At 60.6% G+C, this 20,962-nt stretch carries 19 protein-coding genes, 2 tRNA genes and 1 riboswitch; of the genes, 7 read left to right on the forward strand and 14 right to left on the reverse strand.

Translation table 11 applies throughout. The features are described 5' to 3' along the window. Positions 1-137: 137 nt before the first annotated feature. The gene (locus EV688_RS15810; protein ID WP_117319484.1) at positions 138-941 is read left to right on the forward strand and encodes an alpha/beta hydrolase; all 804 of its coding nucleotides are present in this window, start codon (positions 138-140) and stop codon (positions 939-941) included. 19 nt (positions 942-960) lie between these two features. On the opposite strand, the gene EV688_RS15815 is transcribed toward EV688_RS15810, so the two are convergent. Next, the gene (locus EV688_RS15815; RefSeq protein WP_117319485.1) at positions 961-2,478 is read right to left on the reverse strand and encodes a serine/threonine-protein kinase; all 1,518 of its coding nucleotides are present in this window, start codon (positions 2,476-2,478) and stop codon (positions 961-963) included. Between the two features lie 113 nt (positions 2,479-2,591). Here EV688_RS15815 and EV688_RS15820 point away from each other — a divergent pair, with 113 nt between their 5' ends. The 3 genes from EV688_RS15820 (at position 2,592) to EV688_RS15830 (ending at position 5,179) form a co-directional block, all read left to right on the forward strand. After that, on the forward strand, positions 2,592-3,293 hold the full coding sequence (locus EV688_RS15820; protein ID WP_117319486.1) for an NUDIX hydrolase: 702 nt from the start codon (positions 2,592-2,594) through the stop codon (positions 3,291-3,293). Positions 3,294-3,466: 173 nt separating this feature from the next. Further along, positions 3,467-4,744, forward strand: a complete 1,278-nt coding sequence (locus tag EV688_RS15825; protein WP_117319487.1) for an O-acetylhomoserine aminocarboxypropyltransferase/cysteine synthase family protein — start codon at positions 3,467-3,469, stop codon at positions 4,742-4,744. 51 nt (positions 4,745-4,795) lie between these two features. Continuing rightward, positions 4,796-5,179 carry a DUF6746 family protein gene (locus EV688_RS15830; RefSeq protein ID WP_117319488.1) on the forward strand — a complete coding sequence of 128 codons (384 nt, stop codon included), beginning with the start codon at positions 4,796-4,798 and terminating at the stop codon, positions 5,177-5,179. Positions 5,180-5,518: 339 nt separating this feature from the next. Here EV688_RS15830 and EV688_RS15835 read toward each other — a convergent pair. The 10 genes from EV688_RS15835 to uvrB all read right to left on the reverse strand — a co-directional run bounded on the left by EV688_RS15835 (position 5,519) and on the right by uvrB (position 15,125). Further along, a tRNA-Pro gene (locus EV688_RS15835) sits at positions 5,519-5,595 on the reverse strand. Positions 5,596-5,648: 53 nt separating this feature from the next. Further along, entirely contained in the window at positions 5,649-6,014 is a 366-nt protein-coding gene (locus EV688_RS15840; protein WP_117319489.1) for a MerR family transcriptional regulator, read from the reverse strand. After that, a complete protein-coding gene (ihfA, locus tag EV688_RS15845; protein WP_117319490.1) occupies positions 5,992-6,297 on the reverse strand; it encodes an integration host factor subunit alpha in 306 nt (101 codons plus the stop codon). The genes EV688_RS15840 and ihfA overlap by 23 nt, the downstream gene beginning before the upstream one ends. An 11-nt stretch (positions 6,298-6,308) precedes the next feature. Beyond that, positions 6,309-8,684: a phenylalanine--tRNA ligase subunit beta gene (gene pheT / locus EV688_RS15850; RefSeq protein ID WP_117319491.1), complete on the reverse strand. Its 2,376-nt coding sequence runs from the start codon at positions 8,682-8,684 to the stop codon at positions 6,309-6,311. Positions 8,685-8,712: 28 nt separating this feature from the next. Continuing rightward, positions 8,713-9,726, reverse strand: coding sequence for a phenylalanine--tRNA ligase subunit alpha (pheS, locus tag EV688_RS15855; protein WP_117319492.1), 1,014 nt, complete (start codon positions 9,724-9,726; stop codon positions 8,713-8,715). 146 nt (positions 9,727-9,872) lie between these two features. After that, the gene (gene rplT / locus EV688_RS15860) at positions 9,873-10,232 is read right to left on the reverse strand and encodes a 50S ribosomal protein L20 (protein ID WP_117319493.1); all 360 of its coding nucleotides are present in this window, start codon (positions 10,230-10,232) and stop codon (positions 9,873-9,875) included. A 24-nt stretch (positions 10,233-10,256) separates the two neighbouring features. Next, the gene (gene rpmI / locus EV688_RS15865; RefSeq protein ID WP_117319494.1) at positions 10,257-10,451 is read right to left on the reverse strand and encodes a 50S ribosomal protein L35; all 195 of its coding nucleotides are present in this window, start codon (positions 10,449-10,451) and stop codon (positions 10,257-10,259) included. A 58-nt stretch (positions 10,452-10,509) separates the two neighbouring features. After that, complete coding sequence (gene infC / locus EV688_RS15870; protein WP_205686732.1) at positions 10,510-11,082, reverse strand: translation initiation factor IF-3; 573 nt, start codon at positions 11,080-11,082, stop codon at positions 10,510-10,512. Then, positions 11,039-12,970, reverse strand: coding sequence for a threonine--tRNA ligase (gene thrS / locus EV688_RS15875; protein ID WP_117319495.1), 1,932 nt, complete (start codon positions 12,968-12,970; stop codon positions 11,039-11,041). The genes infC and thrS overlap by 44 nt, the downstream gene beginning before the upstream one ends. A gap of 136 nt (positions 12,971-13,106) precedes the next feature. After that, positions 13,107-15,125: an excinuclease ABC subunit UvrB gene (gene uvrB, locus EV688_RS15880; RefSeq protein WP_117319496.1), complete on the reverse strand. Its 2,019-nt coding sequence runs from the start codon at positions 15,123-15,125 to the stop codon at positions 13,107-13,109. A gap of 178 nt (positions 15,126-15,303) precedes the next feature. Between uvrB and EV688_RS15885 the strand changes: the two genes are divergently transcribed. Together EV688_RS15885 and EV688_RS15890 are read left to right on the forward strand one after the other, a co-directional pair. Then, positions 15,304-15,379, forward strand: a tRNA-Asn gene (locus EV688_RS15885). Positions 15,380-15,454: 75 nt separating this feature from the next. Further along, positions 15,455-16,234 (forward strand): ubiquitin-like protein, encoded by a 780-nt coding sequence (locus EV688_RS15890; protein WP_205686733.1) that lies wholly within the window; start codon positions 15,455-15,457, stop codon positions 16,232-16,234. Positions 16,235-16,362: 128 nt separating this feature from the next. Here the strand turns inward: EV688_RS15890 and EV688_RS15895 are convergent, their stop codons facing one another. The 3 genes from EV688_RS15895 to EV688_RS15905 form a co-directional block, all read right to left on the reverse strand. After that, on the reverse strand, positions 16,363-16,980 hold the full coding sequence (locus tag EV688_RS15895) for a DUF6988 family protein (protein WP_117319497.1): 618 nt from the start codon (positions 16,978-16,980) through the stop codon (positions 16,363-16,365). 248 nt (positions 16,981-17,228) lie between these two features. After that, positions 17,229-17,708 carry a hypothetical protein gene (locus EV688_RS15900; RefSeq protein ID WP_131917705.1) on the reverse strand — a complete coding sequence of 160 codons (480 nt, stop codon included), beginning with the start codon at positions 17,706-17,708 and terminating at the stop codon, positions 17,229-17,231. A gap of 414 nt (positions 17,709-18,122) precedes the next feature. Then, positions 18,123-18,734 (reverse strand): hypothetical protein, encoded by a 612-nt coding sequence (locus tag EV688_RS15905; protein WP_131917707.1) that lies wholly within the window; start codon positions 18,732-18,734, stop codon positions 18,123-18,125. Between the two features lie 209 nt (positions 18,735-18,943). Next, a riboswitch (SAM-I-IV-variant riboswitch) is annotated at positions 18,944-19,037 on the reverse strand. Between the two features lie 440 nt (positions 19,038-19,477). On the opposite strand from EV688_RS15905, the gene EV688_RS15910 reads away from it, so the two are divergent. Then, positions 19,478-20,890, forward strand: coding sequence for a YncE family protein (locus EV688_RS15910; protein WP_117319500.1), 1,413 nt, complete (start codon positions 19,478-19,480; stop codon positions 20,888-20,890). Positions 20,891-20,962 lie beyond the last annotated feature (72 nt).

Consider the following 20,962-nt stretch of genomic DNA (forward strand, 5'->3'; position numbering starts at 1 on the left):
AGGCTACCTTCCCCATTGCTGCACTTCCCCTTTTTGCGAAAACCCGACGGCGCCACTGGTGCAGGACGAGTGGGCGGTTTATTGTTGTCGACAATTTCTACGTAGTAGACCATGGCAGGGCAGGCAATTTCAATCACATGAGACCGATCCGTTACGCGGCAACAGCAGTCCTGGTCGCTGTGGGACTTGCCGTTTCCGCTTGCCAGTCGCCGGGCATGCAGGAACTTGCAGCAACGCATGCACTGCGGCTGGAGACAGTCCGCGACCCACTGCCGATGCGTCTGCTACACCGCGCGCCAGACGACGATATAGAAACGCTTCGCCTCTATATCAGCGGGGATGGCATGCCATGGCGTGACGGTCAGCCGACGAACAACCCGACGGGCTCACGTCTGCCGCTGGGACTGAAACTGTTTCTGCGCGATCCCGATGCGCACGGCTATATCGGCCGGCCGTGCTACCACTTCAACGGTGCGCTGCCGCCGGGCTGCGTTAACACGCTATGGACATCACAGCGCTACTCAGAAGACGTGGTTGCCGCACTGACCGGACAGATTCGACTGCTGGCACAGCGATACGACAGGCAGGCCATTGAACTGATTGGACACAGCGGCGGCGGCACCCTCGCTCTGCTGGTGTCGTCGCGCATGGCGGAGGTAACAAGGGTGATCACCGTGGCGGCGCTGCTGGACCCCGATGCCTGGGTGGCGTTTCACGACCTGCTGCCCCTGCCGGGCTCCCTCAGCCCGATGACCAGGCCGCGGTTGTTGCACACCGACGAGGTGCATTTCATGGGCGGCGAGGACGACGTGGTGCCACCGGCGCTGGCACGCGACTATCAGCAACGCTATCCGCAAGCACGCCTTATGATCATCGAGGGCTTCGAGCACCGCTGCTGCTGGGAATCCCATTGGCCCGACCTGCTGCAGCGGGCTGACTGACCGGAAACCCGCTTCCCGCTTACTCAAGCGCTGCAATGAGCGCGTCGTGCAGGCGACGAAAGCGCGCATTCTCGGCAAAAAAAGCATGTTCTGCGTAGGCGTCAAACAGCTTCAGCAGGAATTCACGCTGGCGCTGTGTTTCCGCACTCGACACGCGATCGTCCAGGACATCCAGCACCTGCGCCAGGCCCTCTTTGGCGTCGGGGTTACGCGGATGCAGCTCATAGGCCTGCATGTAATAACGGCTGGCGCCGTCCCAGTCCTGAATGTCCAGCGAGCGCTGTCCCATGACGAGACTCTCGCTTACGGCCTCACGTGTGTCACGCGGCAATTCCGCAAACGGCACGCTTGGACCTTCCTCCTGCACCGACAGGTAGGCGAAGTAGCCAGCGCTCAGGGCCAGCAGCAGGATGCCCGCCACCGTGGCGCGCCGCCGGCGCTGCGCCCCGGTAAAGACCTTGAGAAAGGCCTCTGCCGAGGGCGTGCGGTTCTTGCGCTCCAGCTGCAGCGCGGCACTGATCGCCCGCCAGCGGTGACCCGCCAGCTTTCGGATCGGTTCCGGTTCCAGCCCCTGGTCGAAGGCTTCCTGGGCAGAGGCGCCACCAAAGGGGTGCTTGCCGGCATAGAGCTGATACGCAATAACACCCAGCGCATAGATATCGTCGCTCGGGTGTGGCTCCGCGGAGCGCTGCAGCATCTCCAGAGAGGCGTAGCGCACAGTCAGGGCCCCGAGCTGGCCGGCGTCAAAGGAATCGCTGCTGGTGGCCGATTCGGCCATGCGCGCAATACCGAAATCGAGAATCTTCAGCCGCCCGCTGTCGGTCACGAAAATATTGTCCGGCTTCAGATCGGAGTGCACGAAGTCCCTGGCATGGGCATAGGCCAGGCCCGCAGCTATCTCCTCGATGAGCTTCTCCCGCGTTGGCCGCGTGCCCTCGGCAAAGGTGATCGACTCCCACTCCGACAGCGGTGCGCCGGAGAGAAGCTCCATGGTCATGTAGACGTGCGCACCGTCGCGATCGAAATCGTAAACCGTGAGGATATTCGGATGCGCCAGCTGCTGGGTCTTCTTGGCTTCCCGCTGCAGGCTGATCAGCGCCTTCGGATGACTGCTGAACTGCTCGCCGAGGAACTTGATCGCGACGTATGCATCCTCGTCCTCGGCTTCCTGCTTACGCAGGTCCAGCGCCCGGAAGACCTGCCCCATGCCGCCCTTGCCGAGTTGACCCTGGAGCACGAAGCGATCCTTGACGACCCGGTGCGTCGCGCTCCAGGCCGCAGCCGCCTCGCCGCCGTCCCAGCCCGTCGTGGAACCACCGCGAGTGCCGACATCGGTCATTCGCTGGGAGGCGCCACGGGTGAAACGTCCGGAGAGCTCCGCTGCGTCGGGCAGGGGCATCTCGCTGTAGGCGTCGCCGCGGGAGTCGAGCACGGTAACGTCGCCGTTCTCAGACCCCTGGCGGTTCACGCCTGTCGCTGGCCCCTCATCCCGGGCAATTTCGGTCTCGTCGCTGTTTCTGTTCTTATCGTCATTCATTGTTCACTTATAACGCGAGTGTGCGTCGCTCTCAACCGCTTCATGCAGGGTTTGTGAGAAAGCAGTAACATCATTGCCAACGCGATACCCTGCTGCCACTCGAGACTCTCCGCATGACAGACCCGGTTCCCGTCCGCGACGCCGCCAGCGTGATTCTTGTTCGCGATCGCGCCACCCGCCCGCAAGTCCTGATGGGACAGCGCAGTCGCACTGCCGCTTTCATGCCGGGTGTGTATGTCTTCCCCGGCGGAGCCGTGGACGACGGCGATGCCCGGGTGCCGCTGTCACAGCGACTCAACGCCACCTGCGAAGCGCGCCTGCGCGAGGAATCCGGCGGCCGGCTGCTTGCCGGATTGCAGGCGGCGGCGATCCGGGAAGTCAGCGAGGAGACGGGATTGCTGCTGGGTGAGCCAGGTATCTGGACCGACGATGCGCCCGCGGGCTGGGAAGCCTTCCACAGGCACGCCTGCCGACCCTGTGCGCACCATTTCCGCTTCGTGTTCCGCGCCATCACGCCCCTTGGACCACCGCGCCGCTTCGATGCGCGTTTTTTCCTGGTGGACGCCGATGTCGCGGTGTTCGGCGCGGACCTGGATGACTTTTCAGCTGCCACCGATGAACTTTCCAACCTGCGCTGGGTGCCTCTGGATACCGTAGATTCACTGCGGATTGCGTTCATCACGACGCTGGCGCTGGAAACAGCGGCACCGCACATGGCACACGATGACCCTCCGGATAGCGTGCCCTGCATCACCGGCGACCGCGAGCAGGCACTACGCGGCGCCCGCCCGGATCGCAACCGCTTTGCCTACTGACCGCTGATCACCGGCATGACAGCAGCGACAGCACCCGCACTGGCCGACGACAGCCAGGAACAGGACGGCAGTCACGCCACCCCAGGGAACCACGCACACAGTATTGGCTTCCTGTCAGCAGCTTGTTTAGGATCGGCGCCTGATGCCTTTCACCCGCTTGAAGAGATATCGCCATGAAGCCAGAAACCATTGCCCTGCACCACGGCTACTCACCAGACTCACAGAATGCGGTCGCCGTACCGATTCACCAGACGACGTCTTTCTCGTTTGACAGCGCCCAGCACGCTGCCGATCTTTTTGACCTCAAGGTAGAGGGCAATATCTATTCGCGCATCATGAACCCCACCTGTGCGGTGCTGGAGCAGCGGGTAGCGGCGCTGGAGGGCGGTATCGCGGGGCTCGCGGTGGCGTCGGGCATGGCAGCGATTACCGCGGCCATCCAGACAATCGCCGAAGCGGGTGACAACATCGTGTCAATCAGCGAGCTATACGGTGGCACCTACAATCTGTTCGCCCATACCCTGCCGCGGCAGGGCATCGAGGTACGCTTCGCCGACAAGGATGACTTCGAGACGCTTGAAGCCCTGATCGACGAACGGACCCGTGCGGTCTACTGCGAAAGTATCGGCAACCCCTCCGGCGGCATTGTGGATATCGCCCGACTGGCCGAGGTCGCCCACCGGCATGGCGTGCCGGTGATGGTGGACAACACGGCGGCCACCCCATTCCTGTGCCGCCCGATCGAGCATGGCGCCGACATCGTCATCAATTCGGCCACGAAGTATATCGGTGGCCATGGCACCACTGTGGGCGGCGTCATCGTGGATTCAGGCAAGTTCCCCTGGGCCGAGAATGCCGGTCGCTATCCGCTGTTGACCGAGCCTGATGTCTCCTACCACGGGGTAAGCTATACCCGCGATATCGGGGATGCTGCCTTTATCGCCCGTGCGAGGGTTGTCCCCTTGCGCAACATGGGTGCAGCGCTGTCTGCCCAGGCTGCCTGGAACCTGCTGCAGGGCCTGGAAACACTGTCGCTGCGAATGGAGCGCGTCTGCGCCAATACGCTGGCCGTCGCCAGGCACCTTGACGCCCACTCGCGGGTTTCCTGGGTACATTACGCCGGCCTTGAAAGCCACCCTGACCACGCGCTGGCCAGGCGCTACATGAACGGTCATGCATCGGGCATCCTCAGCTTTGGTATTGACGGCGGTCAGGCGGCCGGTGAGCGCTTCTATGATGCGCTGTCGCTGATTCTGCGACTGGTCAATATCGGCGATGCGAAAAGCTGCTCATCCATCCCGGCGTCGACCACCCATCGGCAGCTTAACGAGCAGGAGCTGAAGGCGGCAGGTGTTACGGCTGACATGGTCCGCCTGTCCATCGGCATAGAACACATTGACGACCTGCTGGCGGACATCGATCAGGCGCTGGAGGCCTCGAAAGGATGCTAATGACTCTCATTTGCATTATAATCCTTCCTGTCTCCCAACTAGGACAATGACATGCGCCTGAAACATCTCTCCCTGCTCCTGTGCCTCGCGATCTCGCCGGCGATCTCCCTTGCCGACGACAGACCCGACCATTACTCCGGTGAAAAAGCCGAAAGCCTGGAAGAAGCGCTGGAGAACCTGCGTACGTACAGCGACAAGCTCTCCACCCTAGTGGAGGACGAGAGCTTTGACAGCGAGCATCTGAACGCAGTGCACGAACTCACCTACACACTGGAGAACGCACTGGAAACGGTGGAAGGGGAATTGCAGCAGCTCGCAGAGACACTCGAGTCAGTCCACGTCGCTTCCGAACAGGGCGAGACTACCACCGTGGCTGAGGACAGCCGGATTTTCCTGGAGAAGACACGGGTTCTCCTGCAGCAGATGCCGCGCTGATCGATGCCGCATAGGGCCTTTCTGTGTCGCTCATGCTCTGCCTTGTACTCTGCCCACAGGCTCCACACACGCTGTTGCTCCGCGCGCAACCGAAAGTCGGAGCGACAGAGCAGCACCTCCCACTGAGGGATGATGTTATAAGCCAGCGGCACCGGCACGCGATTGATGTCAGCGACAGAAACCGGTGGCGCGGGAGCCATACAGCCAGGCGACCTCGATGACGGGGTTGCTGCGAAGAGCGGTGGGAAGGGGGGCTGCAACGGCTGTCATGATTGCGGAGAGCCTGGTTTTTGCGGCCTTTATTGAGGCCAGGTCCCGTTGGGACCCGACCCCGGAAGTTGGTCGGGACGGCAGGATTTGAACCTGCGACCACCACACCCCCAGTGTGGTGCGCTACCAGGCTGCGCTACGCCCCGAATGCCCTTGCGGACGTCGCGCATTATACGCAACTACCCGCTGGAAACAACGCCTAACGCCCTGGCTTGAGCAACTCGAGAACTTCCTCGAGCTCCTCGATGGTTTCCTTGATCACCGCCTGGATTTCCACCGGACGCATGCCGGAGTCCTTCTCGTCCGTCATTCGCTGGCGTGCCCCGCCGATGGTGTAGCCGTCTTCGTAGAGCAACGCGCGGATCTGGCGGATGGTGAGGACATCTTCACGCTGGTAGTAGCGACGGTTGCCCCGGCGTTTCACAGGCTTCAGCTGGGGAAACTCCTGCTCCCAGTAGCGCAGCACATGCGGTTTGACGGCACACAGTTCACTGACTTCGCCAATTGTGAAGTAGCGCTTGCCGGGGATGACCGGCAGTTCGTTATTGTGACTCGGTTCCAGCATATTCTTCTACCCTGGCCTTGAGCTTCTGTCCTGGCCGAAAGGTTACCACCCTGCGTGCGGAAATGGGTATCTCCTCACCGGTCTTGGGATTGCGGCCGGGGCGCTGGCTCTTGTCGCGCAGATCAAAATTGCCAAAGCCGGAAAGCTTCACCTGTTCATTGTTCTCCAGGCAGGTGCGGATCTCTTCAAAGAAGAGTTCCACCAGCTCCTTGGCCTCGCGCTTGTTCAATCCCAGTTCCTCAAACAAACGTTCTGCCATTTCCGATTTGGTCAGTGCCGTCATCGCTCCGCCACTCAGCTCCTTTGCTCGGCATTATAGTTTTTTCGCAACGAATCAATGACTTGCTGCACAACCTCAGTCACTTCTTCATCCGAGAGAGTGCGCGATTGATCCCGGAAAGTCAAACCCATTGCAAGACTTTTTCTTTTAGGATCAATACCTTTGCCTTCATAGACATCAAACAGGGTGAAGTCTTCAAAGTAAGGCCCTGCCACGGTTCTAACATTTTCCGCCAGCTCCCCTGCCGTCACGGTCTTGTCCACTACCACGGCAATGTCGCGACGTATCACGGGAAAACGCGATACCGGCGTGAACGCCGGCATGCGTGCGGAGAGCAGTCCGCGGGTGGCGATTTCTGCAACGTAGATATCCATGTCGAGGTCGAGGCTGGCGCGAACCGAGGGATGCAGTGCACCGAGGTAGCCCACCTCCTCGCCGTCCAGGTGAATCGCCGCCGTGCGTCCGGGATGCAATGCCGAGCGCTCGCTGGCGACAAAGCGCAGCTCGCCCTCGCGTCGGGCAATGCGGAACAGGCTTTCAATGTCGCCCTTGAGGTCATAGAAATCCGCGCCATCCCGCTTGGCATCCCAGCCCTCCGGCTGGCGCGGCCCGGCAAGCAGCAGGCACAGCATGGGCTCCTGCAGCAGACCCTTGCCGGCAGGAACGAAGCGCAGACCCGTCTCGTAAAGACGCAATCGACCCTGCTGCCGGTTGAGATTGCGCCTGGCGACGCCCACCAGACCGGGCAGCAGACTGGTGCGCATCACCGCCATGTCTGCGGAAATCGGGTTGGTCAGTGATACTGGCGGAGTATCGGGATCGAACAGGCGCTGCAGCTCTGGCTCGACAAAGCTGTAGGTGATGGCCTCATTGTAGCCGCGGGACGACAGGTGCGAGCGCACGGGACGCAATGACAACCGGGTTTCATCCTGCGTTGGCATCGCCAGGTCAGCCCGAATGCGACGCGTCGGCAGACGCTCGTAACCGTAGACCCGCGCCAGTTCCTCCAGCAGGTCTGCCTCGATGGCGATATCAAAGCGCCAGCCCGGCACCTCGCAAAGCCAGCCCTCCTCGCTTGCGGTCACGTCAAGGCCAAGACCGCCGAGAATGCGCTCGACATCGGCCGCGGGCATGTCCAGCCCCAGCACCCGGGGGATGCGCGCCGCACGCAGGGCCACGGGCGCCCTGGACGGCAGGTGCGCCTCGTCCACCACCTCGACCACCGGACCGGCATTGCCGCCGGCAATCTCCAGCAACAGTGCGGTAGCCCGCTCCATGGCACGACGTTGCAGGGTGAAATCCACCCCGCGCTCGAAGCGGTGTGAGGAATCCGTGTGCAGACCATAACCGCGGGCCTGTCCCGCCATCGGCTGCGGCGTAAAAAACGCGGACTCCAGAAACAGGTTGCAACTGCCCGCACTCACCGCACTGGCCTGACCGCCCATGATGCCGGCCAGGGCGAGGGGACGCTCGTGGTCGGCAATGACCAGGCTGCTCTCGTGCGGCTCCAGGGTCTGACCATCCAGCAATTCCAGCGACTCCCCGGCGCGGGCACAGCGCACCACGATGCCGCCCTGCAGCGTATCGAGGTCGAACGCGTGCATGGGCTGGCCCAGCTCGAGCAGCACGTAGTTGGTCACGTCCACGGCAGGGTCGATGCTGCGCACACCGGCACGGCGCAGGCGCTCCTGCAGCCACAGCGGCGAGGGCCGCGACAGATCCACCCCCTCAATGACCCGGCCGACGTAACGCGGGCAACGCTCCGGCGCATCCAGCACCACATCGAAGGTGCGCTCGATCGTCGGAAGCACCGGCGCAATTTCCGGCGAGCACATCGGCACGCCGTTGAGCAGCGCCACCTCCCGGGCAATACCGAGCATGCTCAGGCAGTCCGCGCGGTTTGGGGTCAGGTCCACCTCAATCACCTGATCATCCAGCCCCAGGTACTCCCGCAGGTCGGTGCCCACCGGTGCCTCCGGCGCCAGCTCCATCAGGCCCGCGTCGGCCTCGGAAAGCCCCAGTTCGGCCTCGGCACAGAGCATGCCCTCGGAGGCCTGGCCGCGCAGCTTCGCCTTGCGGATACGGAAGTCACCCGGCAGCACCGCACCGACCTGCGCAAACGGTGCCTTCAATCCCACGCGGGCATTCGGTGCGCCGCACACCACCTGCAGCGATTCAGCGCCGGCATTCACCCGGCACAGGCGCAGCTTGTCCGCATCCGGATGCGGTTCAGCGCTGACAATCTCGCCTACCACGACGCCGCTGAAGGCACCGGCCACAGGCTCCACGGCATCCACTTCCAGGCCAGCCATGGTGAGCTGATGCGCCAGGGCCTGTGTGTCGACATCGGGATTCACCCATTCGCGCAGCCATTGTTCACTGATTTTCACGATTCACTCTCTCCTGCTGCGGATGGACTCAGAACTGCTCAAGGAAGCGCAGGTCGTTCTCGAAAAACAGGCGCAGGTCGTTAACGCCATAGCGCAACATCGCCAGGCGCTCCACCCCCATGCCAAAGGCAAAGCCGGTGTATGTCTCCGTGTCAATGCCGCAGTGGGCGAACACCGCCGGGTGCACCATGCCGCAGCCCATGACCTCGAGCCAGCCGGTCTGGCTGCACACGCGGCAGCCGTCGCCGCCGCACTGCACGCACTGGATATCCACCTCAGCAGAGGGTTCGGTAAACGGAAAATAGGAGGGCCGGAAGCGCACCGCGAGATCGCGCTCGAAGAACACCTGCAGGAATTCCTCGATCAGGCCCTTGAGATCCGCAAAGCTGGAATGGTCATCCACCAGCAGGCCCTCGACCTGGTGAAACATCGGCGTATGCGTGAGGTCGGAATCGCAGCGATAGACGCGGCCCGGGCAGATGATGCGCAGGGGCGGCGCCTGGCTCTCCATCACCCTCACCTGCACCGGCGAGGTATGCGTGCGCAGCACCGTGGTCTCGTCGACATAGAAGGTATCGTGCATGGCCCGCGCCGGGTGATGCGCGGGGATATTGAGCGCCTCGAAGTTGTGGTAGTCATCCTCGATTTCCGGGCCCTCCACCACATCAAAGCCGATGGCACCGAAAAAGTCCTGCATGCGTTCGATGGTGCGGGTTACCGGATGCTGGCGGCCGGTGCGCTGGCCGCGGCCTGGCAGCGTCACATCAATGGTTTCCGCCGCCAGCTGCTGCGCCACCGCCGCGTGTTCCAGCGTCGCCTTGCGCTCGCCGATCAGCGCCTGCAGCGCCTGCTTGGCTTCGTTGATCTCGGCGCCGGCGGCGGGTCGCTCCTCGGCGGACAGCTTGCCCAGGCCCTTCAGCAGCGCCGTGAGATGTCCCTTCTTGCCCAGGTATTCCACCCGCAGTTGCTCGAGTGCGGCGTTATCCTCGGCGGCGAGAATCGCGTCCCGCGCGGCGTCCGACAACGCTTTCAGGTTCTCCATGGCTTGTATCCGTACCCTGTCGTGACTGATTTGCGCCCGTGCTGACAACGGGCAATAAAAAAGGGGAAGAGCGTCGCCCTTCCCCTCTGTGTTGCCGGATTCCGGCGGGTAGTCGCTGCGGCGCTGACGCCGCGGCAAGGGGGCGCTCAGGCAGCGAGTGCCGCCTTCGCCTGCTCTACCACGGCGGCAAACGCCGGCTTGTCATGCACCGCCAGATCCGCCAGGACGCGACGGTCCAGGGAAATGTCGGCTTTCTTCAGGCCATTGATGAGCCGGCTGTAGGTCATGCCGTTGGCGCGGGACTGGGCGTTGATACGCGTGATCCACAGCGCACGGAACTGGCGCTTCCTCTGGCGCCGGTCACGGTAGGCGTACTGTCCAGCCTTGGTAACCGCCTGCTTGGCAACACGGAACACGCGACTGCGCGCACCGTAATAGCCTTTTGCCTGCTTGAGTATCTTCTTGTGCCGCCGGTGAGCGACAACACCACGTTTTACACGGGCCATGCGTCTTCTCCTTCAGGATAACCGTTAGCGTGCCCGCAACATGCGGTCGATTGCCCGCTCGTCACTGGCGTGAATCATGGAAGTACCGCGCAGCTGGCGCTTCCGCTTGGTGGTCATCTTGGTCAGGATGTGGCTCTTGTAAGCGCTCTTGCGCTTGTAGCCGCCGGCGGTCTTCTTGAACCGCTTGGCTGCCCCGCTGTGAATTTTTGCTTTAGGCATAGTGTGTACTCCGTATGCGAAGTGTCAGTAACGAAGAAACAAGGGCATTCACGGGCCGCTAGTTCTTCTTCTTGGGGGCGATTACCATGGTCATCTGTCGGCCTTCCATTTTCGGGAACTGCTCGACACCGCCCAGTTCTGCCAGATCAGCTTCTACCCGCTTGAGTAGCTCCATGCCGATTTCCTGGTGAGCCATTTCACGACCGCGAAAACGCAGCGTGACCTTGGCCTTATCGCCATTTTCCAGGAAACGTGTCAGGTTGCGTAACTTCACCTGATAGTCTCCCTCTTCCGTCCCTGGACGAAACTTCATCTCCTTGACCTGTGTTCGCTTCTGCTTCTTCTTCTGGGCGTTTTTCTGCTTCTTCGCCTCGAACACATGCTTGCCGTAATCCATGATCTTGCAGACCACGGGATCCGACTGATCCGCTATCAACACCAGATCCAGGCTGGCGGCTTCGGCTTTCGCCCTGGCTTCCGCGATCGGTACGATCCCGAGCTGCTCACCATCCTCTGCGATCAGACGAACACGGTCCGCCGTGATCTCGTCATTGGTCAGGGATTTCTTCCCCTTGCCGGCTTCTTTCTTAATGCTGATTCTCCATTGCAATACGGCCGTGTCGGGCAACATCCTCGGTAAGAAGGCGACTGAACGCCTCGAGATCCATGGATCCCAGATCCTCACCGCGACGCGACCGCACGGCCACAGTTTGCGATTCCACTTCCTTATCGCCAATCACCAGGAGATAGGGAACGCGCTGAATCGTGTGCTCGCGGATTTTAAAGCCGATCTTCTCGTTTCTCAAGTCCGATACCACCCGAAAGCCCTTGTTTTGCAAGGATTCCTGGACTTTTTCCACATAATCGACCTGTTTATCGGTGATATTCATCACCACGGCCTGCTGCGGTGCCAGCCAGACCGGGAACGCGCCTTCGTAATGCTCGATAAGAATGCCGATGAATCGCTCGAAGGATCCGAGGATGGCGCGGTGCAGCATCACCGGTACTTTGCGCGACCCGTCCTCCGCCACATACTGGGCATCAAGGCGCCCCGGCATGGAGAAATCCACCTGAACCGTGCCCAGCTGCCAGACCCGGCCGATGCAGTCGCGCAGGGAGAATTCGATTTTCGGCCCATAAAAGGCACCCTCCCCTGGCAGCTCTTCCCAGTCCAGACCCTGGGCATCCAGCGCATCGGCCAGGGCCTTCTCTGCCCGATCCCAGTCCTCGTCGCTACCGACGCGTTTGGCCGGCCGGGTCGACAGGCGATAGATCACGTCGCTGAAGCCGAAGTCCGCATAGACCTGGTGCAGAAAGTCGATAAAGGCCGACACCTCCGGCTGGATCTGCGCTTCGGTGCAGAAAATGTGGCCATCGTCCTGGGTAAAGCCGCGCACCCGCATGATGCCGTGCAGCGAGCCCGAGGGCTCGTTGCGATGGCAGCTGCCGAACTCGGCCAGGCGCAGCGGCAGATCGCGATAGGAACGCAGGCCCTGGTTGAACACCTGCACGTGGCAGGGACAGTTCATCGGCTTGATGGCGTACTCGCGCTCCTCGGCCTGCAGCAGGAACATGTCATCGCCGAACTTCTCGGCATGGCCGGACTTTTCCCACAGCGTCATGTCGACGATCTGTGGTGTCCTGATCTCGCGATAACCCTCGCGCTTCTGGGCCTGGCGCATGTGCTGCTCGATCACCTGGTAGATCGTCCACCCATTCGGGTGCCAGAACACCATGCCCGGCGCCTCTTCCTGGGTGTGGAACAGGTCGAGCTTCTTCGCGATCTTGCGGTGGTCGCGCTTCTCGGCTTCCTCGATACGCGTGAGGTACTGCTTGAGCTGCTTCTTGTTGGCCCAGGCCGTGCCATAAATCCGCTGCAGCATTTCGTTGTTCGAATCGCCGCGCCAGTAGGCCCCCGCCAGCTTGGTCAGCTTGAAGGCCTTGAGTCGACCCGTGCTCGGCACGTGGGGACCGCGGCACAGATCCATCCACTCGCCCTGCCGGTAGACCGAGATGTCCTCCCCTTCCGGCAGTTCACTGACAATCTGCACCTTGTAATGCTCGCCCAGCTGTTCGAAGGCCCGCACCGCCTGCTCCCGTGACATCACCTCCCGGGTGACCGGCAGGTCCGCCTCGGCCAGCTCGGCCATGCGCGCTTCGATGCGCTCCAGGTCATCCGGCGTGAAATGATGCTCACTGGCAAAGTCGTAGTAGAAGCCATCTTCGATTACCGGGCCGATGGTGACCTGGGTACCCGGAAAAAGCTCCTGCACCGCCATGGCCAGCAGGTGGGCCGTGGAATGGCGGATGATTTCCAGTGCGGCGTCGTCCCGGTCCGTGACGATGGCGAGCGAGGCATCGGCGTTCATGACGTGCGAGGTATCCACCTCGCGGTCATCCACCACGCCGGCAAGGGCAGCCTTGGCGAGACCGGGACCGATATCGGCGGCAACCTCAGCAACGGAAACGGGATTGTCAAAGTGTCTGGCACTGCCGTCAGGCAGGGTAATCGAGGGCATGCTGTGCTCCTGTCAGTGGTGGCCCCTACGAAAGGCCACGTGTTGGGGGTGGTCGCGAAAAACCGGCGAACGCCGTTTTCTCAGCCCGCCATCATGCCCTATTTGCTTGACGAGTGAAAGCGCGGGTCCGGCGCAACTACTGCAGAAAGGCCTGTTGCTTCAGCTCAGCGAGCTGGTCGCGCAGCGACGCGGCCTCCTCGAACTCCAGATTCTTCGCATGCTCGTGCATCTGGTTCTCGATCTGCGTGAAGCGTCGCGCCAGTGCCGCCGGGGAGAGCTTCGCCACATCCGTGCTGTAGGCCAGCGAGTCCTCCGCCACCTTGCGCCCCTTGGCTTTTGCCTTGGTCGGCATGCGCCGCGCCCCTTCCATGATGTCCTGTACCGACTTGTGAATACCGATGGGCGTGATGTTGTGTTTCAGGTTGTGCGCCACCTGCTTCTCGCGGCGACGGGCGGTTTCATCCATCGCCCGCTGCATGGAACCGGTGACCCTGTCGGCGTAAAGGATCGCACGGCCACTCAGGTTACGCGCCGCGCGGCCGATGGTCTGAATCAGCGAGCGGTCCGAGCGCAGGAAGCCCTCCTTGTCCGCATCCAGAATCGCCACCAGCGACACCTCCGGCATATCCAGGCCCTCGCGCAGCAGGTTAATGCCGACCAGCACGTCGAATTTGCCGAGGCGCAGATCGCGGATAATCTCTACCCTCTCCACCGTGTCGATATCCGAGTGCAGATAACGCACACGCACGTCGTGTTCCGCCAGATATTCCGTCAGATCTTCCGCCATGCGCTTGGTCAGCGTGGTCACGAGAATGCGCTCATCCTTTTGCAGCACCGTACGTATTTCGCCGAGCAGGTCATCCACCTGCGAGATCGCGGGGCGGACCTCGATTTCCGGGTCAATTAGCCCCGTGGGCCGGACCACCTGCTCCACCGTGCGACCCGAGTGATCCTTCTCATAGGCGCCCGGCGTCGCCGAGACAAAGATCGCCTGGGGCAGCAACTGCTCCCACTCCTCAAACTTCAGCGGCCGATTGTCCAGCGCAGATGGCAGACGGAAGCCGTACTCCACCAATGTTTCCTTGCGTGAGCGGTCGCCGCGGAACATGGCGCCGATCTGGGGAATGCTGGCGTGGGACTCATCCACGATCACCAGCGCGTTGTCCGGCAGGTACTCGAACAGCGTCGGCGGCGGTTCACCCGGCGCGCGGCCCGAGAGATAACGCGAGTAGTTCTCCACACCCTGGCAGTAGCCCAGCTCGCGGATCATCTCGATATCGTAGCGCGTGCGCTGCTGCAGCCGCTGCGCCTCCACCAGCTTGTTGTTGTCCTTGAGCTGCTTGACCCGCTCCTCCAGCTCTACCTCGATGTGCTCAATGGCGTTGAGCATAATGTCGCGGGACGTGACGTAATGCGTCTTGGGAAAGATGGTGATGCGCGGCACGCGATCCTCCACCGCGCCGGTGAGCGGGTCGAACAGGACAATGTTGTCGATTTCCTCATCAAACAGCTCGATGCGCACCGCCTGCGACTCCGCATCCGCCGGAAACACGTCGATCACATCACCGCGCACCCGGTAGGTGCCGCGCTTGAAATCGATGTCGTTGCGCGTGTACTGCAGCTCCGCCAGCTGCCGCAGCACATCCCGCTGATTGATCATCTCCCCCCGGGACAGGTGCATCACCATCCTGAAATAGGACTGGGGGTCACCCAGGCCGTAGATCGCCGAGACCGTGGCCACCACCAGGCAGTCCTCCCGCTCCAGCAGCGCCTTCGTTGCAGAGAGGCGCATCTGCTCGATGTGGTCGTTTACCGAGGCATCCTTCTCTATGAACGTGTCCGATGAGGGCACGTAAGCTTCCGGCTGGTAGTAGTCGTAGTAAGAGACGAAGTACTCCACGGCGTTGTCCGGGAAGAACTCCTTGAACTCGCCATAGAGCTGCGCCGCGAGGGTCTTGTTGTGGGCCATGATGATGGTCGGGCGCTGGATGCGCTCAATGACGTGAGCCATGGTGAAGGTCTTGCCCGAGCCGGTCACCCCGAGCAGTGTCTGAGCCGCGAGGCCCGCCTCGATGCCCTCCACCAGGGCACTGATAGCCGCCGGCTGATCTCCCGCCGGCTGGAACGACGACTTCACCTGAAACTGCTTTTTCATTCTGCTCCCCTGGCAACGAGCCGACTGAGCGCGTGGCAAATAACCCGCTATTATCGCGGAAGTGGCGTGGGTTTGCAGCCGGGCGACAGGCCCCGCGGATTTTCTTCGGGAAGGCGCCGCGGCGGTTGACCGAGGTAAATGACCGCATTATCATACGCGGCCTCAGAGATGAGACTATTCCGCCTTAGCTCAGTTGGTAGAGCAATTGACTGTTAATCAATGGGTCGCTGGTTCGAGCCCAGCAGGCGGAGCCAAATTTTGATATAGAAGAAGGGGTTGCAGCGATGTGGCCCCTTTTTTTGTTTTCATCAACCCTCAGGAACTCATCCTTGAAAAAACGCCCGGTCGTACTCTCGTCCCGCCTCCTGCTCGCCCTCCTCCTGTCGCTGTGCGCCGTCAACGCCCACGCCATGCAGATCTTCGTCAGGACGCTCACCGGCAAGAACATCGCGCTTGAGGTCGAACCCAACGAAACGATTGAGAGCGTCAAGGCGAAGGTTCAGGAGAAGGAAGGCATCCCGCCAGAGCAGCAACGACTGATCTTTGCGGGCAAAGAACTCGAGGACGGCCGCACCCTGCAGGACTACAACATCCAGAAGGAATCCACGCTGCATCTTCTTGAGGCGCTCCGGCGGGAGTTTACCGGCCAGTTGCCCGGCGGCGCTGCAGGCACCATCAGTTTCACGACGACGGATGCAAATTGCACGTTCGTCACAGATCCCGCGTTCACGGTCGCCGTCGATCCTCCCGCAGACATCGGTTTTCCCTACGGCGTTGTTGCTTTCACCGTGGGTCAATGCGATACCGGTGCGGTGATCGACGTCTCCATTGACTACGGCGAGACCTTACCGGAGGACGCCAGCGCCTGGAAAACCGATCCCTGGACACAGATCACGGGCGCCACCATCAGCGGCAGCGTGTTGAGCTACTCGGTGACCGATGGCGGAGAGAATGACGCCGACGGCAGCGTTAACGGGGTCATTGTGGATCCGGTGGGAGTAGGTATACCTGCTGCCAGCGCCAGGGCTGTGCCGGCTCTGCCTTCTTTGGGACTGGCGTTGTTGGGCGGTCTGTTAGCGCTCATCGCTGCACGCCAAAGGGAGACGTGATAGCCGGGCGGGGATTATGCGTTCGGCGGGTGAAGCCAGGAATGTGATGTATAGAGGGGTTGCAGCGCTGTGGCCCCTTTTTTTGTGCTTGGGAAATGGGCCGGGGCCTATGACGGGGAGTAAATGGGTCAGGGCCGCCTGTCCGGCAAACAACTCGAATAACTTGCGGTTGCTGTAATAATCTCAGTCTGCAATCCCGGCTTGCCTGTCAAGATGCCGAGGTTCTGAAACGCCAGAACCACAAGTCCATTACTGGCTCGGAAGACTCTTTCTAATAAAACGGGTGGAGCCTCATTACGGGTCCAATGAACAGCGTGAATTCCCGAATGAACGAACGAGTTGAGCGGCAGCCATGAGCTTTCTTTGAATTCATTAAGTGCGATCATCAGGTTCGAAAGGTTTGGGATTTTTTCAAGCTCGGCCATCATTTGCTGCACTGATGGCATATTCTTGGTGGCTAGCTGAGACTCTTCATCAAGGTTTGCAGACAGCTTTTCAACCTGGTTCTCAGTTGCCCGTTGTAATGCCCATACGCTACGAACTACCGACTCAAACTGAGATCTGAGTGACCCGCTGGCGCCCAGCAACAAACCGGATACACAAAGGATCCGCACTGCGGCGGCGAACTCCAGTGAACTCACCGAAAGCGTCGCACTTAGGATCACCCTGGGCGAATCTTCGAACAGAGGATGATCTACTGTCTTTGAAAGGGTATCGATAAGCTCATTAGCCCGCTTCAGGTCCATTACTCGACTAGCTCTTGGTCAATCATGTGGCTCAATTTATTCCAACAAATATTTCTGAGTTTTGGGCCGCAGTATGCAACACGACCAACATGCCGCGGTAAAGGGTGACGACCCGTGTACTTCCAATGAATAACGGCTACCGCAGATAAACGAACTCACGATAAGGCGCATCCCAAAGGGGAGTGAATGATAAACGTGACGCAAAACCTTCTCCCAATCGGCATCTTGTCGATTACTGTAGCCGTCGACTATTCTTGAACTACGCATATTCGCCCTCTGCAAATATTCAGCGCCCGGTTGGCCTCGAACATGGTGAAGCGGTAATGTTGCCAGCAGCCTGGGGAGCGGAGATAGTCATAAGCGGGATCAGTGTAAATCGGCTCTGGGGTTAAATGGACGTCGCGCGCTTCATACTCTCGCATGCCACGTTCTGCGTCCTGCTCCCATGAGTGCAGCATCTTGAGAAGAGGCACCATCTTTAATTCCGGCAATGCCTCCGCCACCTGCGCCGACATCCCGTCATCTGCTTCGAGATGATCTCGCATTATGTAGTAAAGCTCCTTTAGCTGCCGAACCAGGCCGATAATGCTGTCAATAGACTCAGGAATGCGCATGCCGCGACTGGCAGCACGGTGAAGCTGTTCGAAGCAAGAGTCCATCTCTGGTGAATAGCGGATAACGGGCTGGTCCGGAGCCAGGATCATCGAACCCGGAGCTTGGGTGCTCATAGGCGAGCCCCACAAAAAGTAGCGGCAATAAGCCGTGGCCGAGGTCCCAGCCAAATTAAAGTTTCCATGCCCCTACTCCTTCCAGACCTCACCAGCGATAGCCTCCGGATAGTCGTGAGTCAGCAAGCCGGATATGGCTTCATGAAACTTCCCTGCCTCATCGCCATTCACGTCGTCGTACCGCCAAAACACTGGAAATGCTGCTCTGTTTTTCTCCGGCATACCTCGCCGTGCAAAGTGAGTAAATCCTCTGGCACCTCCCGACCGGCGAACAGCGCAAGTTTCTCTGTAGCGCGGGTCGTTTCATCGACAGCCTGCTCACTCCGGTCTGGGTTTCTCATCTCAGCATCCTTCTATTGTATCGTATGTTGATTCAATGCCGAGTGGTCGAAGCTATAAACTCAACGGCAACATTCACTCGAAAACGTTGTTGTTAGCCAGCTCACTGTCAAAAATCGGGTCATCAACCGCACACTGGACCATGTGACCCGTCATCAGATCGACGTCCATCCAATCCTGAATACATTCCTCCCGACGATCGAAGGGCGGTGGATTGCCCACATACCTCACGATATCCCGGTTCATGGAAATCTTGACGTATCGCGGAAACCGGTACTGGAACCCAGAGCTTTCCACGACCTCGACGTCATCCATCCATTGCGACCATTCCATGGACGATGGCGGTACAGGTAACAAATAGCGCGAACCCCGATTGCGCCAATCCTCGGGTATCGGATCGTCGCGAAACAGCAGCAAGTTGGCCAGAGGCCAGCGGTATATGTGGTCATACTCGTGACCGATGTCATATTTACCGGTCAAACGATCAAAATCGATCCATATCGCGAGGGGTCCCTCACCGCAAAAAAGGCGACGCTTGGGATGGCTATCCTCTATCCAGCCTCGAACTTTTACCCAGCGGCTCAGGAATGGTTTTTCCTGAGATACTGATTCTGGACTGGTGAATGCCTGCACACCTGAGGATGCCAGGCCTAGCAGCCCACCGCCAAGAAACCGCCGGCGGTTCATGATCGGTCTGCCAAAGTTGCTATGCAGACTGGCGTGCAGATACCTGGACAGACAATCAACCCACAGGTGCGCTCAACAAAAACAGCAGCGGTGAAATACCAGCGTGCCCAGAAAATCACAGCTGGCCGTGATGACGTAAACGCAGCAAAAAATGGTGATTGGCGATGATACAAAGAGGCAAGTGAAACAGAGGGGAAGTTACTCATGGGCTAGCTCCTATATGTTCCAGTGTCCTGGCGCATCGTTTGACCACCGTTCCCGGAGTGGGCGGTTGGCGAGGCTTTGCCTCTCTTGATGCTGATTAAATTGTCTGGGCTTCTATTCGCGATGTCAATGCAGTTTAACGTGGTTTGATCTGCTTTATCACTCGGCACGCGGGCAATCACTTTTAACCGCGCTCGTAAACTAAGCGGATCCGGAGTATTTTTCTTACCAAGTACCAACAGGGACGTCTATACAACAGGTCAGACAAGGCGAGCATAAACAGAGAAATCGAATGATCGGTCAGAGATTCCACCCAGTGGTTTTGGAGTGAGGCACGTGGAATATCGGATATCAATCGTCATTCAGGGCTGGATGCTACGAGGTTAGAAAATCGGGTGAGCACGCTCGGCCTGTTCGCGGTTGCACCTCTTCAGCTTCAGTGGGGCGACGTGCCGACTACCTGGCTGGAGGCAGATCTTTTAATAAATAGTGCGTGACCGGTAGGAGTTGCTTTTCCGGTTTACAAGAGGGATAGCCCCATGAAGACATTCCGTATCGGAGTCAATGCGCAAGGCCTGCGTCAAGCTTTGATCATAGTGTGCAGCGTACTGGTTGGCGCAACGGCCAGTGTCGGCGCGGCGCAGGCGGAAAGCCAGGGCGCTCACACCGGGGCGGGGAAAGTGGTCGACACGGCGCGACAAAACGCCTACGTGCTCGTCGCGGGCCGTCGCCTTCCCTACCTGTACGCTATCTCTCTGCATGCGGCTCTTGATCCGATGAACGACGGCACAGCCAACGCCATAGTTGCTCGCAGCAAGGTTGCGCTCGACCAGTTCGACGGCCGCCCGCTCGGGGATCCGGCCAATCTGGTGGCGAGCGAAGACGGGCACTCTGTGTACGTAGTGAACCACCACGGCGCGATCGACAACGCGGAGTTCCTACAGCACGGCGGCCGGGGCGCGATCGCGGTGCTGGATGTGGAGCGGGCTCTCGACCCCGCAAATGACAACACCACCAATGCGTTGCTCCGGCACATGGACAGCGGTGGCTTTGGATCGCTGGGCGTCGTGCTGCTGGCCGACACCATCGTGCTCAACAACGCTGAGAGCTATCTGACAGAGGACGGCGGAAACCGGATCACTTTCGTTGACCGACGCACGGGCAGCCTTCGTCACACAGTGGAGCTCGCTCTTGGATCACCGGATCACGATTGCCCGGACTACCCGGTACCCTACGTCGCCCCGCACGGTCCGCCGAGAGATCTCGCGGTGCTCTCACCGAACGCGAGCTTCGGATGCTTCCCCAACCCGAACGGGCTGGCTCTGGGGCGCACCCGCGACGGGGGGGCCTACCTGTTCTCGGCGAACGGGGGCACCGGGGACGTCTCGGTCATCAATCTGGCCCGCGCGCTTGAGGGAGATCCGCTAGCGGAAGTGGCGCGAATCCCGGTGCAGGTGGGTCCCTGGGGCATCACCGCGACCCCCGACGGCCACCATGTCATCGTCGCGAACGGCGGCAGCCAGCGTGAGCGGCGGTCGGGTAATACGCTGTCGATCCTCGACGTCGACAGGGCGAGCCGGGGAGCGAGCGACGCCGAGATCGCGCGGGTCCTGGTCGGCACCGACGATCCGGGCGTGCAGACCCATCCGCTCATGCCCTCCGTCACACCCGACGGCCGATGGGTGGTTGTGCCGAACGTCCGCACCGACAACGTTTCGATCGTCGACTTACAGCTCGCTCTCTCTGGCGAGACCAACGCGGAGGTTGCGCGCATCCCGCTCATGCGGGCGGACGGGCAGGCGGCCCGGCCAAAGGGCTCGGCGATCACCCCGGATGGACGGTACGCGCTGATCAGTGGTGGGCCCCGCTCGGAGCCGCTCTCCGAGGAGCCTGGCCACCTGTACATTATCGATCTGCGCGCGAGGCGCGTTGAAGTGGTCCAATGGATGTGACCAACCCAGTTAAGGATAATATCCTGAACTGGAGGCGGTACAACATGAACACGAGAAAGAAGTATTCGAAGG

This window comes from Chromatocurvus halotolerans (assembly GCF_004340525.1).
Classification (GTDB): Bacteria; Pseudomonadota; Gammaproteobacteria; order Pseudomonadales; family Halieaceae; genus Chromatocurvus; species Chromatocurvus halotolerans.

What these genes read in the sequence shown, in the direction of transcription:
- EV688_RS15815 (WP_117319485.1), bottom strand. Translation starts at nt 2,478, where the DNA reads ATGAATGACGATAAGAACAGAAACAGCGACGAGACCGAAATTGCCCGG.
- pheS (WP_117319492.1), bottom strand. Translation starts at nt 9,726, where the DNA reads ATGGAGAACCTGAAAGCGTTGTCGGACGCCGCGCGGGACGCGATTCTC.
- EV688_RS15820 (WP_117319486.1), top strand. Translation starts at nt 2,592, where the DNA reads ATGACAGACCCGGTTCCCGTCCGCGACGCCGCCAGCGTGATTCTTGTT.
- ihfA (WP_117319490.1), bottom strand. Translation starts at nt 6,297, where the DNA reads ATGACGGCACTGACCAAATCGGAAATGGCAGAACGTTTGTTTGAGGAA.
- EV688_RS15810 (WP_117319484.1), top strand. Translation starts at nt 138, where the DNA reads ATGAGACCGATCCGTTACGCGGCAACAGCAGTCCTGGTCGCTGTGGGA.
- EV688_RS15905 (WP_131917707.1), bottom strand. Translation starts at nt 18,734, where the DNA reads ATGAACCGCCGGCGGTTTCTTGGCGGTGGGCTGCTAGGCCTGGCATCC.
- EV688_RS15900 (WP_131917705.1), bottom strand. Translation starts at nt 17,708, where the DNA reads ATGAGCACCCAAGCTCCGGGTTCGATGATCCTGGCTCCGGACCAGCCC.
- EV688_RS15910 (WP_117319500.1), top strand. Translation starts at nt 19,478, where the DNA reads ATGAAGACATTCCGTATCGGAGTCAATGCGCAAGGCCTGCGTCAAGCT.
- EV688_RS15825 (WP_117319487.1), top strand. Translation starts at nt 3,467, where the DNA reads ATGAAGCCAGAAACCATTGCCCTGCACCACGGCTACTCACCAGACTCA.
- uvrB (WP_117319496.1), bottom strand. Translation starts at nt 15,125, where the DNA reads ATGAAAAAGCAGTTTCAGGTGAAGTCGTCGTTCCAGCCGGCGGGAGAT.
- EV688_RS15840 (WP_117319489.1), bottom strand. Translation starts at nt 6,014, where the DNA reads ATGCTGGAACCGAGTCACAATAACGAACTGCCGGTCATCCCCGGCAAG.
- rpmI (WP_117319494.1), bottom strand. Translation starts at nt 10,451, where the DNA reads ATGCCTAAAGCAAAAATTCACAGCGGGGCAGCCAAGCGGTTCAAGAAG.
- rplT (WP_117319493.1), bottom strand. Translation starts at nt 10,232, where the DNA reads ATGGCCCGTGTAAAACGTGGTGTTGTCGCTCACCGGCGGCACAAGAAG.
- infC (WP_205686732.1), bottom strand. Translation starts at nt 11,082, where the DNA reads ATGTTGCCCGACACGGCCGTATTGCAATGGAGAATCAGCATTAAGAAA.
- thrS (WP_117319495.1), bottom strand. Translation starts at nt 12,970, where the DNA reads ATGCCCTCGATTACCCTGCCTGACGGCAGTGCCAGACACTTTGACAAT.
- EV688_RS15895 (WP_117319497.1), bottom strand. Translation starts at nt 16,980, where the DNA reads ATGGACCTGAAGCGGGCTAATGAGCTTATCGATACCCTTTCAAAGACA.
- EV688_RS15830 (WP_117319488.1), top strand. Translation starts at nt 4,796, where the DNA reads ATGCGCCTGAAACATCTCTCCCTGCTCCTGTGCCTCGCGATCTCGCCG.